The organism is Pseudomonas sp. NUPR-001, from assembly GCF_052147955.1.
GTDB lineage: Bacteria > Pseudomonadota > Gammaproteobacteria > Pseudomonadales > Pseudomonadaceae > Aquipseudomonas.
This window is the reverse complement of the sequence record NZ_CP197353.1, coordinates 1,313,943-1,327,812: the sequence shown is the minus strand read 5'-3', so window position 1 is coordinate 1,327,812 and position 13,870 is coordinate 1,313,943. Positions and strand designations below refer to the sequence as shown.

Below are 13,870 nucleotides of genomic sequence, written 5' to 3'. Positions count from 1 at the left end.
GGCGGCTCCACAAATTTTTACGGCATACCCGCAGGCTATCGGTCAGGCGCGGCAAAACTTGATAGCGAGTGCTCGGCACCCGCTTTTCCGGTAGCATTCACCTTGAGTTCGACCCGCCTGGAATCCCCAATGTCCGACCGCCTGACCCTCCTGCGTCCCGATGACTGGCACATCCACCTTCGTGATGGTGCTGTGCTGCCCCACACCGTTGGCGACGTTGCGCGCACCTTTGCACGCGCAATCATCATGCCTAACCTGGTACCTCCCGTGCGCAATGCCGAAGAAGCTGGCGCCTATCGGGAGCGCATCCTGGCCGCCCGTCCGGCCGGCAGCCGCTTTGAACCGCTGATGGTGCTGTACCTCACCGACCGCACTCAGCCCGAGGAAATCCACGCGGCCAAGGCCACCGGTTTTGTGCATGCCGCCAAGCTCTATCCAGCCGGCGCCACCACCAACTCCGACTCTGGCGTGACCAGCATCGACAACATTTTCCCAGTACTTGAAGCCATGGCCGAAGTCGGCATGCCGCTGCTGGTACACGGTGAAGTGACCCGCAGCGAAATCGACGTCTTCGACCGCGAGAAGCTGTTTATCGACGAGCATCTGCGCCGTGTCGTCGAGCGCTTCCCAACGCTGAAAGTGGTGTTCGAACACATCACCACCAGCGATGCCGTGCAGTTCGTCAATGAGGCTCCGGCCAACGTCGGCGCCACCATCACTGCCCAGCACCTGCTGTACAACCGCAACCACATGCTGGTTGGCGGTATCCGCCCGCATTTCTATTGCCTGCCGATCCTCAAGCGCAACACCCACCAGGTGGCCTTGCTTGACGCCGCCACCAGCGGTAGCAGCAAGTTCTTCCTCGGCACCGACTCGGCACCGCACGCCCGTCACGCCAAAGAAGCAGCCTGCGGCTGTGCAGGGTGCTACACCGCCTACGCGGCGATCGAGCTGTACGCCGAAGCGTTCGAACAACGCAACGCCCTGGACAAGCTTGAAGGCTTTGCCAGCAAACACGGCCCTGACTTCTATGGCCTGGCGCGCAACACCGACACCATTACCCTGGTTCGCGACAGCTGGACCGCCCCAAGCAGCTTGCCGTTCGGCGAGCAAACCGTTATCCCGCTGCGCGCCGGTGAGCAACTGCGCTGGCGCCTGCTGGAGGAAACTGCGTGAGTGAAGATCTGTACGACGACCAGGACGGTCCAAGCGGTGGCCCCCGCCACCCGATGGCAGAGCGTTTTCGTGGTTACCTGCCGGTTGTAGTCGATGTCGAGACCGGCGGCTTCAACAGCGCCACCGATGCCCTGCTGGAAATCGCAGCGGTCACCATCGGCATGGATGAAAAAGGCTTCCTGTTCCCGGAACACACTTACTTCTTCCGCGTCGAGCCGTTCGAAGGCGCCAACATCGAGCAGGCAGCACTGGAGTTCACCGGGATCAAGCTGGATCACCCGCTGCGTATGGCGGTCAGTGAAGAGTCGGCCCTGACCGATATCTTCCGCGGTGTACGCAAGGCGTTGAAGGCCAATGGCTGCAAACGAGCCATCCTGGTCGGGCACAACAGCAGCTTCGACCTGGGCTTCCTCAATGCCGCCGTGGCGCGCCACGACATGAAGCGTAACCCGTTCCACCCGTTCTCCAGCTTCGATACTGCGACCCTGGCCGGGCTTGCCTATGGGCAAACCGTCCTGGCGCGTGCCTGCCAGAGCGCCGACATCGACTTCGACGGTCGCGAGGCGCACTCCGCGCGCTACGACACCGAGAAGACCGCCGAGCTGTTCTGCGGCATCGTCAACCGCTGGAAAGAGATGGGCGGCTGGCAAGACTTCAACGACTGAAGCTGCACTGTAGCTGGGACTTGCGGTGGGAGCGGGCTTGCCCCGCGATAGTGGTTTATCTGCCACATCGCATCGCGGGGCAAGCCCGCTCCTACAGGTGCCATTTCACCGCGAGCATAAAAAAACCGGCCACATGGGCCGGTTTTTTTATGCCTGCAGCTATTACAGCTTGCCAGCGTTCTCGCTCAGGTATGCAGCAACGCCTTCTGGCGAAGCGGTCATGCCTTTGTCGCCTTTTTTCCAGTTGGCAGGGCAGACTTCGCCGTGCTCTTCGTGGAATTGCAGGGCGTCAACCAGACGCAGCAGCTCGTCCATGTTACGGCCCAGTGGCAGGTCGTTGACGATCTGCGAACGTACAACACCTTTGTCGTCGATCAGGAACGCGCCACGGAAAGCCACGCCACCTTCGGACTCAACGTCGTAGGCTTTGGCGATTTCGTGCTTCATGTCGGCAGCCATGATGTACTGCACCTGACCGATGCCACCGGCATTGATCGGGGTGTTGCGCCAGGCGTTGTGGGTGAAGTGCGAGTCGATCGACACAGCAATCACTTCAACGTTGCGGTCACGGAATTCGGCCATGCGGTGATCCAGAGCGATCAGCTCGGACGGGCAGACAAAGGTGAAGTCCAGTGGGTAGAAGAACACCAGGCCGTACTTGCCTTTGATGGCCGAGGCCAGGTTGAAGCTGTCGACGATTTCGCCATTGCCCAGTACGGCTGGAACGGTGAAGTCCGGGGCAGTTTTGCCAACGAGTACGCTCATTCGATATCTCCTGATGGTTTGAAACACGCTGCGCAGGCTGGCATAAGCCAGCTGCCAGTGCAAAGGTCGGCCATGATACACCGCCTGACGCTGCGCGCCGAATTTCAGGGGTCGGATGTTTGCAAAACTGCCGCCGGTCGCTCTGGCACAAGGCTTGGGAGAAAGTGCTTTGACAAGCATTCTCATTAACATTAAGCTTCTTCGCATTGAGCCTTTACCAGCGATGGCCTGCCCTATGTATGTGTGTCTTTGTGTTGGTGTAACCGACGGACAGATCCGCGATGCGATCTATGAAGGATGCTGCAGCTACAAGGAAGTCAGAAGCGCCACCAATGTGGCGAGCCAGTGTGGCAAATGTGCCTGCCTGGCCAAACAGGTTGTGCGTGAAACCCTGACCGAACTGCAGGTAAGCCAGGCCGCCTTGCCCTACCCTGTAGAATTTACTGCAGCGTAAAAACAGCCAATTCCAAGAACCGGACCTCGTGTCCGGTTTTTTTATGCCGGTAATTCAATAACTTAGGCTTAAAACGCGGAACACAAACATTCTTATTCCGATTAATTTTTACTTATTATTCAATAACTTAGGTTTGACAGCCTAAGTTACCGGGCTCAAACTCTGGTGTATAGGCACACTTACAGGGCAGGACCCCATCATGAAAGGCGACGTTAGCGTCATCCAGCATCTCAACAAGATCCTCGGAAACGAGCTGGTCGCAATCAACCAATACTTCCTGCATGCGCGCATGTACGAAGACTGGGGCCTGGATAAGCTCGGCAAGCACGAGTACAAGGAATCCATCGATGAGATGAAACACGCTGACAAACTGATCAAGCGTATTCTGTTTCTCGAAGGCATCCCTAACGTTCAGGACCTGGGCAAGCTGCTGATCGGCGAGCACACCAAGGAAATGCTCGAATGCGACCTGAAGATCGAGCAAAAAGGCCTGGTCGACCTCAAGGCTGCTATCGCCCACTGTGAAACCGTTGGCGACTTCGGTAGCCGTGAGCTGCTGGAAGACATCCTCGAGTCCGAGGAAGAGCACATCGACTGGCTGGAAACCCAGCTGAGTCTGATCGACAAAGTCGGTCTGGAAAACTACCTGCAGTCGCAGATGGGCGAGTAATTTCGCTTACACAAAAAAAGCACCCCAAGGGGTGCTTTTTTTGTGTGCATGTAGGAGCGGGCTTGCCCCGCGATTGCGATCTATAAGTGATATCGCAATCGCGGGGCAAGCCCGCTCCTACTATCAGGCTTTGGCTGCTTCAGCCTTGGCAGCCGCTTCCTTGATCAGGGTCTGCAGTTCGCCGTTGGCAAACATTTCAGCCATGATGTCGGAACCGCCAACCAGCTCACCGGCTACCCACAGTTGCGGGAAGGTCGGCCAGTTGGCGTACTTTGGCAGGTTGGCACGGATTTCCGGGTTTTGCAGGATATCCACGTAAGCGAATTTCTCGCCACAACCCATTACGGCTTGCGCCGCCTTGGCCGAAAAACCGCACTGCGGGGCATTCGGCGAGCCTTTCATGTAAAGCAGAATGGTGTTGTTGGCAATCTGCTCTTTGATTGTTTCGATGATATCCATGAAGCACCTCGCGGCTGAACTTTCCGACCTGGTTGTCGGCACGGTGACGCATTGTATCGGAAAGCCGAGCGCGGTGCTCGGCCTTGCCGATATCAGGCGGCAACCACCTGCACCGGCACGCCATTGAGCGCAGCATTGCCCGACACCGCATCCCGGTGGTGTTCATCGGTCAAGTCATTGGCGCTGGCACCGGGCTGATTGCACGCAATCTCCATCTGCACACCCGGCCGGGCATGACCAAAGCCATGCGGCAGGCTGACCACTCCCGGCATCATGTCACTGCAGGCCTGCACTTCCACCTCGATGCTACCCACCCGCGAGCTGACCTTGACGCGCTGCCCGTCGTGCAACTGCCGGCCTTTCAGGTCGTCCGGGTGCATCAGCAACTGATGCCGCGGCTTGCCCTTCACCAGGCGGTGGAAGTTGTGCATCCAGGAGTTGTTGCTGCGGACATGGCGACGACCAATCAGCAGCAATTGCTCAGGCCCGGCAGCAGGCTGGGCAGCAAATCGTTGCAGATCGTCAAGAATCTGCGCCGGTGCCGTCTGGATACGTTGATTGTCCGTCTTCAGCCGCGCTGTCAGGTTAGGCTGCAACGGCCCCAGGTCAATGCCGTGCGGGTACTGCGCCAACGTCTCTATCGACAAGTTGAAGGGCGACTGCTCGCCGTAGCGCCCTTGGCGCAGGCCAAGATCAATGAGCTGCGCCGGTGGCAACGTCGGCTTCAAGGGTTTGTCAGCAAGCCTGGCAAAGGCTTGAGCCAAGCCAACGAAAATTTCCCAATCGTGCAATGCACCTTGCGGTTTGGGCAAAATCGCCCGGTTGAAACGACTGACATTGCGTACCGCAAGCAGGTTGAAGGTGGTGTCGTAGTGATCGTTCTCCAATGCGGAAGTGGACGGCAGGATCAGGTCGGCATAACGCGTGGTCTCGTTGATGTACAGATCGATGCTGAGCATGAACTCAAGCCCTGCCAGCGCCCGTTCCAGCTGCCGCCCGTTGGGCGTGGACAGCACCGGGTTACCGGCCACGGTCACCAGCGCGCGCACCTGCCCCTCCCCCTCACAGAGCATTTCTTCGGCCAGCGCCACCACCGGTAGCTCTCCGCCGTACTCCGGCAAGCCAGAGACACGGCTTTGCCAGGCATTGAAATGGCCACCCGCAGTGCTCGCCACCAGGTCCACTGCAGGCTCGGTACACAAGGCGCCGCCAACCCGATCGAGGTTGCCGCTGACCAGGTTGATCAATTGCACCAGCCAATGGCAAAGCGTGCCGAACGCCTGGGTCGAAACACCCATACGGCCGTAGCACACGGCCTTGTCGGCCGCTGCAAAGTCGCGCGCCAATTGCCGTATAACCAACGCATCGACACCGCACAGCGGCGCCATCGATTCAGCGCTGAACGGTGCAATGGCGGTACGCACCTCGTCCAGACCATCGACCGGCAAGCTCGAAGCACGCTCCAGCCCTTCGCCAAACAAGGTATTGAGCACACCACACAGCAGCGCGGCATCCCCACCGGGGCGGACAAAGATATGCTGGTCGGCCATCGCTGCGGTTTCGCTGCGCCGCGGATCGACCACCACCAGCTTGCCACCCCGGGCCTGGATCGCCTTGAGGCGCTTTTCGACATCGGGCACGGTCATGATGCTGCCGTTGGACGCGAGCGGGTTGGCACCGAGGATCAGCATGAAATCGGTGTGATCGACGTCTGGGATGGGCAGCAGTAAGCCGTGGCCATACATCAGATAGCTGGTCAGGTGCTGAGGCAGTTGGTCAACCGACGTGGCAGAGAAGCGGTTGCGAGTTTTGAGCAGGCCGAGAAAGTAGTTGCTGTGGGTCATCAACCCATAGTTATGCACGCTGGGGTTGCCCTGGTAGACCGCGACGGCGTTCTGCCCGTGGGCTTGCTGGATAGCCCAGAGTTTCTGCGCGGCCAGCTCGAAGGCTTCTTCCCAACTGATGGCATGCCAATCTTCACCTACGCGCTTGTGCGGCGCACGCAAGCGGTCTGGATCATTCTGGATATCCTGCAGGGCCACGGCCTTGGGGCAAATGTGGCCGCGGCTGAAGCTGTCCTGCGGGTCGCCCTTGATCGAGCTGATCGTCGGCGCCACGCCGGGTTCGTGGGTAATTTCAATGTTCAAGCCACAGATGGCTTCGCACAGATGACAGGCGCGGTGATGCAAGGTCTTGTTCATGGCCACCTCTTGCGGGTGTCTGCTGATGCAGCCGACTATGGGCTTGCGCGAGCATGACCACCAGCGAGTTTTACCCGGTGAATCTAGTGGCATCAGGCGCAGCGATACGCGCGAGTGTTTGCCAAGGCCTGAGCGGGCAGTGTAAAACCCCTGTGTAGCGAACAAAAAAATCAGCCAACCAATGAGTTACGACACTGCCCGCCCTGCAGTCAGTGAACGCCCCTCTTGGTATGACGCGACATTTAATTATAGTATTGCGTCTTCCCTTATTTCGTCGCCCCGTGCGGCTTTCGCCGCAGGTCACTTCCGTTGTTTCTGAAAACCGGCATTGTTGATCTGCGGTCTGTTGCAAAAAGGTAGTCAAACATGAGCGCTAGGCACTTTCTCTCCCTGATGGATTTCACACCCGACGAACTGCTCAGTGTGATCCGTCGAGGCATCGAGCTGAAGGACCTGCGTAACCGCGGCGTACTGTTCGAACCCTTGAAGAACCGCGTACTGGGGATGATCTTCGAAAAATCCTCGACACGTACCCGGCTGTCGTTCGAGGCGGGCATGATCCAGCTCGGCGGCCAGGCGATTTTCCTGTCCCCGCGCGACACCCAACTGGGGCGTGGCGAGCCGATTGGCGACTGCGCCATCGTCATGTCGCGCATGCTCGATGCGGTGATGATCCGTACCTTCGCCCACAGCACCCTGACCGAGTTCGCCGCCAACTCCCGCGTGCCGGTGATCAACGGCCTGTCGGACGACCTGCACCCGTGCCAGTTGCTCGCCGACATGCAAACTTTCCTTGAGCATCGCGGTTCGATCCAGGGCAAAACCGTGGCCTGGATCGGCGATGGCAACAACATGTGCAACAGCTATATAGAAGCGGCGATCCAGTTCGACTTCCAGCTGCGCATCGCCTGCCCGGCCGAATTTGCGCCCGATCCAAAGTTCCTGGCCAACGCCGGTGACCGCGTACAGATCTTCCGTGAACCCAAGGATGCAGTGCAGGGCGCACACCTGGTGAGCACCGATGTCTGGACTTCCATGGGTCAGGAGGAGGAAACTGCACGGCGTCTGGAGTTGTTCGCGCCTTATCAGGTAACCCGCGAACTGCTCGACCTGGCAGCACCCGATGCCCTGTTCATGCACTGCCTGCCCGCCCACCGTGGCGAGGAGATCAGCCTGGACCTGCTCGACGACCCGCGTTCGGTCGCCTGGGATCAGGCCGAAAACCGGCTGCATGCACAGAAGGCGCTTCTCGAATACCTTGTAGAACCGGCCTACCACCACGCATGAGTCAACCTTTACTGCTTAACCTGCGCAACCTCGCCTGCGGCTATGGCGAGCAACGCATCGTCCAGAACCTCAACCTGCACCTCAACGCGGGTGACATCGGCTGCCTGCTGGGCTCGTCGGGTTGTGGCAAAACCACCACCCTGCGCGCCATCGCCGGCTTTGAGCCGGTGCACGAAGGCGAGATTCAGCTGGCGGGCGACGTCATCTCCAAGGCCGGTTTTACCCTGGCCCCGGAGAAGCGCAGGATCGGCATGGTGTTTCAGGACTATGCCCTGTTTCCGCACCTGACGGTCGCCGAAAACATTGCCTTCGGTATCGGCAAGCATCCACAGCAGCAACAGGTTGTGACCGAGATGCTTGAGCTGGTGAAGCTTGGCGGGCTTGGCAAGCGCTACCCGCATGAGCTCTCTGGCGGCCAGCAACAACGCGTGGCCCTGGCCCGCGCGCTGGCACCCGAGCCGCAGCTACTGTTGCTCGACGAACCGTTCTCCAACCTCGATGTGGAACTGCGCCGCCGTCTCAGCCATGAGGTGCGCGACATCCTCAAGAGCCGGGGCACCAGTGCTATTCTGGTCACCCACGACCAGGAAGAAGCGTTCGCCGTCAGCGATCATGTCGGGGTGTTCAAGGAAGGCCGTCTGGAGCAGTGGGATACCCCGTATAACCTCTATCACGAGCCGCTTACCCCGTTCGTCGCCAGCTTTATTGGCCAGGGTTATTTCATTCGCGGCCAGCTGACCAGTCCGGAATCGGTGCAGACCGAACTGGGCGAACTGCGTGGCAACCGTGCCTACACCTTTACCCCAGGCAGTGCGGTCGATGTGCTATTGCGTCCGGATGACATCATTCACGCACCGCACAGTGCGCTCAAAGCGCAGATCACCGGCAAGAGCTTCCTCGGTGCATCGACCCTGTATCGTCTGCAACTGCCAACCGGCAGCCAGCTTGAGGCGATTTTCCCAAGCCATATCGACCATCAGGTCGGAACTGAAGTCGGGATTGAAGTGGCCGCCGATCATCTGGTGCTGTTTGCCGTGCCGGGCAGCGTCGCGGCGCAGTTGCCAGTGCCGGAGAACGGTGTTCGCCGGTACAGCTCGGCGGTGTGATTGCAGTGATCGCGGAGCAAGCCCGCTCCTACCGTAGGAGCGGGCTTGCTCCGCGATGATTCACAGATACAACGAACCGCTCGCCACACGCCGGGCATAACCACCGATCCTCACCCGCTGCCCCTCCAGGCGGCAATACAGCTCACCACCCCGACTCGAACGCTGAAAGGCAACAAGTTCGGTTTTCCCCAGGCGCTCAGCCCAATAGGGAATCAGGCAGCAGTGAGTCGATCCGGTCACCGGGTCTTCAGGAATGCCAATCCCCGGCGCAAAGTAGCGCGATACAAAGTCGTGGCTTTCGCCGCGCGCGGTAACGATCACACCCAAGCCAGGCAACTTCGCGACTGCCGCCATGTCCGGCACACAATCACGTACCGCCTGCTCCGACTCCAGCACCACTAGCAATTCCTTGGTCTGCAGCACCTCGACTACCGGACAACCCAAGGCTTGCGCTACCGGCAACGGCTCGTGAATCGGCTGCGGATCGATACGCGGGAAGTCCAGCAGCAGGCGCCCGCCTTCACGGCTGACACTCAACGGCCCAGACATGCTCTGGAACGCCAATCGCTCACCAGGCACCTTGTAGACCTCAAACAACACATGCGCACTGGCCAACGTCGCATGGCCACACAAGGGCACTTCAGTGGTCGGGGTGAACCAGCGTATGTGCCATTGCTCGCCGTCAGGTACGACAAAAGCGGTTTCGGCCAGGTTGTGCTCAGCGGCGATCTGCTGCATCAACGCGTCACTGAGCCACTGATCAAGGCGATAGACCATGGCCGGGTTACCGGCGAAGGGGCGTTCACTGAACGCGTCAACCTGATGAAATTCCAGCTGCATGCGACGACTCTCTGTGTTGTTGGACCCAGAGCATGCCCGTTACCGGGCAGGCGCTAACAGAGACAGAGGCGCAGGATTTTGGGCATACAGATTTCAGTCGCGGGCAATCGCGGCGAAGGTGGCCTTAGTGTGTTCGGCCAGCACCGCAGCCGCCAACTCCACTTCCAGTCCGCGACGGCCGGCGCTGACAAAAATGGTTTCAAAAGTTTGGGCGGACTGATCAATAAAAGTGCGCAAACGCTTCTTCTGTCCCAGTGGGCTGATGCCACCCAGCAAATAACCGGTTGAACGCTGGGCGGCGGCGGGGTCTGCCATCTCACATTTCTTCACACCCGCGGCGTGGGCAAGGCCCTTCAGATCGAGGCTGCCGATCACCGGCACCACCGCTACCAGCAACTCGCCCTTCTCGCTGCTGGCCAGCAGCGTCTTGAACACTCGCACCGGCTCAAGATCGAGCTTTTCAGCTGCTTCCAAGCCATACGACGCCGCCTTGGGGTCGTGCTCGTAACTGTGGATGCGATGTTCAGCACGAACTTTTTTCAACAAATCCAGGGCGGGCGTCATGCAGGACTCCATGTAAGAGGATCAACACGTTTTCGCTCGCTACTGTAGGGCAAATCCATCACCCCAACCACCGATGCGCGACACGGCATTACACGCAACCGTTTGCGTCTACGGATTACCATTGGCCCGGCCAATAGTCAGAATGTGGCCAATCGTTCACTTTCGACCTTTGACATAAGCGTTTCTTGTCTATATTTTTTCGAATCTGAATACCGCCAATGCCCCTTTTAGGTGCATTTTTGCCGCCCGCCCGACCGAAATGGGGATTTCTGTCGGGCTTTTGTCGAGCGCTCACTGCGCCTCACAACAACAAAAACCGAGGTAACGAATGACGACAGCTCTACGACAACCAACCTTATCCAGCCAATGCATGGCCGAGTTTCTCGGCACCGCCCTGTTGATATTCTTCGGTACCGGCTGCGTGGCCGCGCTCAAAGTTGCGGGTGCCAGCTTCGGTCTGTGGGAAATCAGCATCATCTGGGGTGTCGGCGTAAGCATGGCGATTTACTTGACCGCCGGGGTGTCCGGCGCGCATCTGAACCCGGCTGTGAGCATCGCCCTGTGGCTGTTCGCCGGTTTTGAAAAGCGCAAACTACCGTTTTACATCGTCGCCCAGATTGCCGGGGCATTCTGTGGTGCCGCGTTGGTTTATACGCTGTACAGCAACCTGTTCTTCGATTACGAACAAGCACATGCCATGGTTCGCGGCAGCCAGGCCAGCCTTGAGCTGGCATCGGTGTTCTCCACTTACCCGCACCCGGCGCTGTCCACTGGCCAGGCGTTTCTGGTCGAGGTGATCATCACCGCCGTATTGATGGCGGTGATCATGGCCCTGACCGACGACAACAACGGCCTGCCGCGCGGCGCTATGGCGCCACTGCTGATCGGCCTGCTGATCGCCGTGATTGGCAGCGCCATGGGCCCGCTGACCGGCTTTGCGATGAACCCGGCGCGAGACTTTGGGCCGAAACTGATGGCGTTCCTCGCCGGCTGGGGCGAAATCGCCTTTACTGGCGGCCGTGATATTCCCTATTTCCTGATTCCGATTTTTGCGCCGATCATAGGGGCGAGCCTTGGTGCCGCCCTGTATCGCGGTGTGATTGCCCGCAACCTGCCGGTTGCCGAGTGCGAAAACGCCCAGATCGATGCCAATCCTCAGGGCAAGACCCAGGCATCCTGATGCCTGTTTGGCGAGCCACGCTCGCCCTGCCCTGATAACTACCCTATTGAGTGCAAGGCCAACGACATGACAGACACCCACAACAAGAACTACATCATTGCCCTGGACCAGGGCACGACAAGTTCGCGGGCTATCATTTTCGACCGCGATGCCAACGTGGTAGGCACCTCGCAGCGCGAATTCGCACAGCATTATCCGCAAGCCGGCTGGGTCGAGCACGACCCCATGGAAATCTTCGCTACCCAGAGCGCGACCATGGTCGAAGCCCTGGCGCAGGCTGGCCTGAGCCACGACCAAGTGGCCGCCATCGGCATCACCAACCAGCGTGAAACCACGGTGGTCTGGGATAAGGAAACCGGACGCCCGGTGTACAACGCGATCGTCTGGCAATGCCGACGCAGCACCGAGATCTGCGAGCAGCTCAAGCGCGACGGCCTGCAGGACTACATTCGCGAAACCACCGGCCTGGTCACTGATCCGTACTTCTCCGGCACCAAGCTCAAGTGGATCCTCGACAACGTCGAAGGTGCCCGCGAACGCGCCGAGCGCGGTGACCTGCTGTTTGGCACCGTCGACAGCTGGCTGATCTGGAAATTTTCCGGCGGCAAGGTGCATGTCACCGACTACACCAACGCCTCGCGCACCATGCTCTTCAACATCCACACCCTGCAGTGGGACGAGAAGATGCTTGAAGTGCTGAAAATTCCGCGGCAGATGCTGCCGCAGGTTCACAGCTCCTCCGAAGTGTACGGCCACACCAAGAGCGGCATCGCCATCGCCGGTATTGCTGGTGACCAGCAGGCAGCCCTGTTCGGCCAGATGTGCGTCGAACCCGGCCAGGCCAAGAACACCTACGGCACCGGCTGCTTCCTGCTGATGAACACCGGTGACAAGGCGGTCAAATCTTCCCACGGCCTGCTCACCACCATCGCCTGCGGCCCGCGCGGCGAAGTGGCCTACGCCTTGGAAGGTGCGGTATTCAACGGTGGTTCCACCGTGCAATGGCTGCGCGATGAGCTGAAAATCGTCAATGACGCCCACGACACCGAGTACTTCGCCAGCAAGGTCAAAGACAGCAACGGCGTGTACCTGGTGCCGGCGTTCACCGGTCTTGGTGCACCCTACTGGGACCCTTACGCCCGTGGCGCGTTGTTCGGCCTGACCCGTGGGGTCAAGGTCGATCACATCATCCGTGCGGCGCTGGAATCCATCGCCTATCAGACCCGCGACGTTCTCGACGCCATGCAGCAGGATTGCGGCCAGCGCCTGAGCGAGCTGCGGGTTGACGGCGGTGCCGTGGCCAACAACTTCCTCATGCAGTTCCAGGCCGACATCCTCGGCACCTGCGTCGAGCGTCCGCAAATGCGCGAAACCACGGCACTGGGCGCGGCCTACCTGGCCGGTCTGGCGTGCGGATTCTGGAGTGGCCTGGATGAACTGCGCGGCAAGGCGGTGATCGAGCGCGAGTTCAGCCCGCAGTTGGACGAAGCACAGAAAGAGAAGCTGTATGCCGGCTGGTTGAAGGCGGTAGATCGCACGCGCGATTGGGAGCCGCACGAGGAGTAAGGTTTTCGCGAGGCAAGCCCGCTCCCACCGGACTCGGTGGGAGCGGGCTTGCCTCGCGATCGCTTCACTCGGCTGGCTGTCAGGCAATTCCTGCGGCATCATGGCGCTATTTGCCCGGCAGCCCCAAAGGACCGCCCATGAACCTGCCCCCTCGCCAACAACAAATCCTCGAACTGGTCCGCGAACGCGGCTACGTCAGTATCGATGAGATGGCGCAGCTATTTGTTGTCACCCCGCAAACCATTCGCCGCGATATCAACCAGCTTGCTGAAGTCAATCTGCTACGCCGCTATCACGGTGGCGCTGCCTATGACTCGAGCATCGAAAACACCGCGTATGCCATGCGCGCCGACCAGATGCGTGACGAGAAGCAGCGCATCGCCGAAGCCATCGCCGCACAGATCCCCGACCATGCCTCGCTGTTCATCAACATCGGTACCACCACCGAATCGATTGCCCGCGCCCTGCTCAATCACAACCATCTGAAGATCATCACCAACAACCTGCACGTGGCTTCGATCCTCAGCGCCAAGGATGACTTCGAAGTGCAACTGGCCGGCGGTACGGTGCGGCGTGACGGTGGCGTGGTCGGCCAGGCCAGTGTCGATTTCATCAACCAGTTCAAGGTCGACTTTGCCCTGGTCGGTATCAGCGGTATCGACGAAGACGGCAGCCTGCTCGATTTCGACTACCAGGAAGTACGGGTTTCCCAGGCGATCATCGCCAATGCCCGCCAGGTGATCCTCGCCGCCGACTCCAGCAAGTTCGGACGCAACGCCATGGTGCGCCTGGGCTCGATCAGCCTGATCGATTGCCTGGTGACCGATCAGGCGCCAGTACCCGCCCTCAGCCAATTGCTCAGCCAGTACAAGATTCGCCTCGAAGTGGTCTGAGGCGTGATCCGCTGCCACCGCAACGGTGGCAGCGCAAATGTTCA

General features: G+C 59.6%; 14 protein-coding genes. 9 read left to right on the top strand and 5 right to left on the bottom strand.

Translation table 11 applies throughout. From position 1 onward, the window contains the following. The first annotated feature begins 129 nt into the window (after nucleotides 1-129). Nucleotides 130-1,176, top strand: a complete 1,047-nt coding sequence (gene pyrC, locus ACP6KB_RS06140; RefSeq protein WP_442112519.1) for a dihydroorotase — start codon at nucleotides 130-132, stop codon at nucleotides 1,174-1,176. Then, on the top strand, nucleotides 1,173-1,841 hold the full coding sequence (gene rnt / locus ACP6KB_RS06135; protein ID WP_274295447.1) for a ribonuclease T: 669 nt from the start codon (nucleotides 1,173-1,175) through the stop codon (nucleotides 1,839-1,841). Before pyrC ends, rnt begins: the two co-directional genes overlap by 4 nt. Nucleotides 1,842-2,003: 162 nt before the next feature. Here rnt and ACP6KB_RS06130 read toward each other — a convergent pair whose 3' ends face one another. Next, nucleotides 2,004-2,606 (bottom strand): peroxiredoxin, encoded by a 603-nt coding sequence (locus tag ACP6KB_RS06130; protein WP_038607775.1) that lies wholly within the window; start codon nucleotides 2,604-2,606, stop codon nucleotides 2,004-2,006. 235 nt (nucleotides 2,607-2,841) lie between these two features. Between ACP6KB_RS06130 and ACP6KB_RS06125 the strand changes: the two genes are divergently transcribed. Next, nucleotides 2,842-3,060 (top strand): bacterioferritin-associated ferredoxin, encoded by a 219-nt coding sequence (locus ACP6KB_RS06125; protein WP_010221037.1) that lies wholly within the window; start codon nucleotides 2,842-2,844, stop codon nucleotides 3,058-3,060. 199 nt (nucleotides 3,061-3,259) lie between these two features. Continuing rightward, nucleotides 3,260-3,730 carry a bacterioferritin gene (gene bfr / locus ACP6KB_RS06120; protein ID WP_400171961.1) on the top strand — a complete coding sequence of 157 codons (471 nt, stop codon included), beginning with the start codon at nucleotides 3,260-3,262 and terminating at the stop codon, nucleotides 3,728-3,730. A 123-nt stretch (nucleotides 3,731-3,853) separates the two neighbouring features. On the opposite strand, the gene grxD is transcribed toward bfr, so the two are convergent. Then, nucleotides 3,854-4,189 carry a Grx4 family monothiol glutaredoxin gene (grxD, locus tag ACP6KB_RS06115; RefSeq protein ID WP_028943477.1) on the bottom strand — a complete coding sequence of 112 codons (336 nt, stop codon included), beginning with the start codon at nucleotides 4,187-4,189 and terminating at the stop codon, nucleotides 3,854-3,856. A gap of 92 nt (nucleotides 4,190-4,281) precedes the next feature. Next, nucleotides 4,282-6,390, bottom strand: coding sequence for a molybdopterin oxidoreductase family protein (locus ACP6KB_RS06110; RefSeq protein WP_442112518.1), 2,109 nt, complete (start codon nucleotides 6,388-6,390; stop codon nucleotides 4,282-4,284). Between the two features lie 366 nt (nucleotides 6,391-6,756). Here ACP6KB_RS06110 and argF point away from each other — a divergent pair, with 366 nt between their 5' ends. Together argF and ACP6KB_RS06100 are read left to right on the top strand one after the other, a co-directional pair. Continuing rightward, the gene (argF, locus tag ACP6KB_RS06105; RefSeq protein WP_442112516.1) at nucleotides 6,757-7,677 is read left to right on the top strand and encodes an ornithine carbamoyltransferase; all 921 of its coding nucleotides are present in this window, start codon (nucleotides 6,757-6,759) and stop codon (nucleotides 7,675-7,677) included. After that, nucleotides 7,674-8,783, top strand: a complete 1,110-nt coding sequence (locus ACP6KB_RS06100) for an ABC transporter ATP-binding protein (protein WP_442112515.1) — start codon at nucleotides 7,674-7,676, stop codon at nucleotides 8,781-8,783. Before argF ends, ACP6KB_RS06100 begins: the two co-directional genes overlap by 4 nt. 60 nt (nucleotides 8,784-8,843) lie before the next feature. Here the strand turns inward: ACP6KB_RS06100 and ACP6KB_RS06095 are convergent, their stop codons facing one another. Together ACP6KB_RS06095 and ybaK are read right to left on the bottom strand one after the other, a co-directional pair. After that, a complete protein-coding gene (locus tag ACP6KB_RS06095) occupies nucleotides 8,844-9,623 on the bottom strand; it encodes a PhzF family phenazine biosynthesis protein (RefSeq protein WP_442112514.1) in 780 nt (259 codons plus the stop codon). Nucleotides 9,624-9,716: 93 nt separating this feature from the next. Further along, nucleotides 9,717-10,187 (bottom strand): Cys-tRNA(Pro) deacylase, encoded by a 471-nt coding sequence (gene ybaK / locus ACP6KB_RS06090; RefSeq protein ID WP_442112512.1) that lies wholly within the window; start codon nucleotides 10,185-10,187, stop codon nucleotides 9,717-9,719. A 328-nt stretch (nucleotides 10,188-10,515) separates the two neighbouring features. Here ybaK and ACP6KB_RS06085 point away from each other — a divergent pair, with 328 nt between their 5' ends. The 3 genes from ACP6KB_RS06085 (at nucleotide 10,516) to ACP6KB_RS06075 (ending at nucleotide 13,826) form a co-directional block, all read left to right on the top strand. Next, nucleotides 10,516-11,367 (top strand): MIP/aquaporin family protein, encoded by an 852-nt coding sequence (locus ACP6KB_RS06085; RefSeq protein WP_442112511.1) that lies wholly within the window; start codon nucleotides 10,516-10,518, stop codon nucleotides 11,365-11,367. 66 nt (nucleotides 11,368-11,433) lie between these two features. Further along, nucleotides 11,434-12,933 (top strand): glycerol kinase GlpK, encoded by a 1,500-nt coding sequence (gene glpK, locus ACP6KB_RS06080; RefSeq protein ID WP_442112510.1) that lies wholly within the window; start codon nucleotides 11,434-11,436, stop codon nucleotides 12,931-12,933. A 137-nt stretch (nucleotides 12,934-13,070) separates the two neighbouring features. Further along, nucleotides 13,071-13,826 carry a DeoR/GlpR family transcriptional regulator gene (locus ACP6KB_RS06075; RefSeq protein WP_442112509.1) on the top strand — a complete coding sequence of 252 codons (756 nt, stop codon included), beginning with the start codon at nucleotides 13,071-13,073 and terminating at the stop codon, nucleotides 13,824-13,826. The last annotated feature ends 44 nt before the right edge of the window (nucleotides 13,827-13,870 follow it).

Coding starts and splice junctions, on each gene's coding strand:
- pyrC (WP_442112519.1), top strand. CDS start 130: ATGTCCGACCGCCTGACCCTCCTGCGTCCCGATGACTGGCACATCCAC.
- ACP6KB_RS06130 (WP_038607775.1), bottom strand. CDS start 2,606: ATGAGCGTACTCGTTGGCAAAACTGCCCCGGACTTCACCGTTCCAGCC.
- ACP6KB_RS06125 (WP_010221037.1), top strand. CDS start 2,842: ATGTATGTGTGTCTTTGTGTTGGTGTAACCGACGGACAGATCCGCGAT.
- bfr (WP_400171961.1), top strand. CDS start 3,260: ATGAAAGGCGACGTTAGCGTCATCCAGCATCTCAACAAGATCCTCGGA.
- grxD (WP_028943477.1), bottom strand. CDS start 4,189: ATGGATATCATCGAAACAATCAAAGAGCAGATTGCCAACAACACCATT.
- ACP6KB_RS06110 (WP_442112518.1), bottom strand. CDS start 6,390: ATGAACAAGACCTTGCATCACCGCGCCTGTCATCTGTGCGAAGCCATC.
- argF (WP_442112516.1), top strand. CDS start 6,757: ATGAGCGCTAGGCACTTTCTCTCCCTGATGGATTTCACACCCGACGAA.
- ACP6KB_RS06100 (WP_442112515.1), top strand. CDS start 7,674: ATGAGTCAACCTTTACTGCTTAACCTGCGCAACCTCGCCTGCGGCTAT.
- ACP6KB_RS06095 (WP_442112514.1), bottom strand. CDS start 9,623: ATGCAGCTGGAATTTCATCAGGTTGACGCGTTCAGTGAACGCCCCTTC.
- ybaK (WP_442112512.1), bottom strand. CDS start 10,187: ATGACGCCCGCCCTGGATTTGTTGAAAAAAGTTCGTGCTGAACATCGC.
- ACP6KB_RS06085 (WP_442112511.1), top strand. CDS start 10,516: ATGACGACAGCTCTACGACAACCAACCTTATCCAGCCAATGCATGGCC.
- glpK (WP_442112510.1), top strand. CDS start 11,434: ATGACAGACACCCACAACAAGAACTACATCATTGCCCTGGACCAGGGC.
- ACP6KB_RS06075 (WP_442112509.1), top strand. CDS start 13,071: ATGAACCTGCCCCCTCGCCAACAACAAATCCTCGAACTGGTCCGCGAA.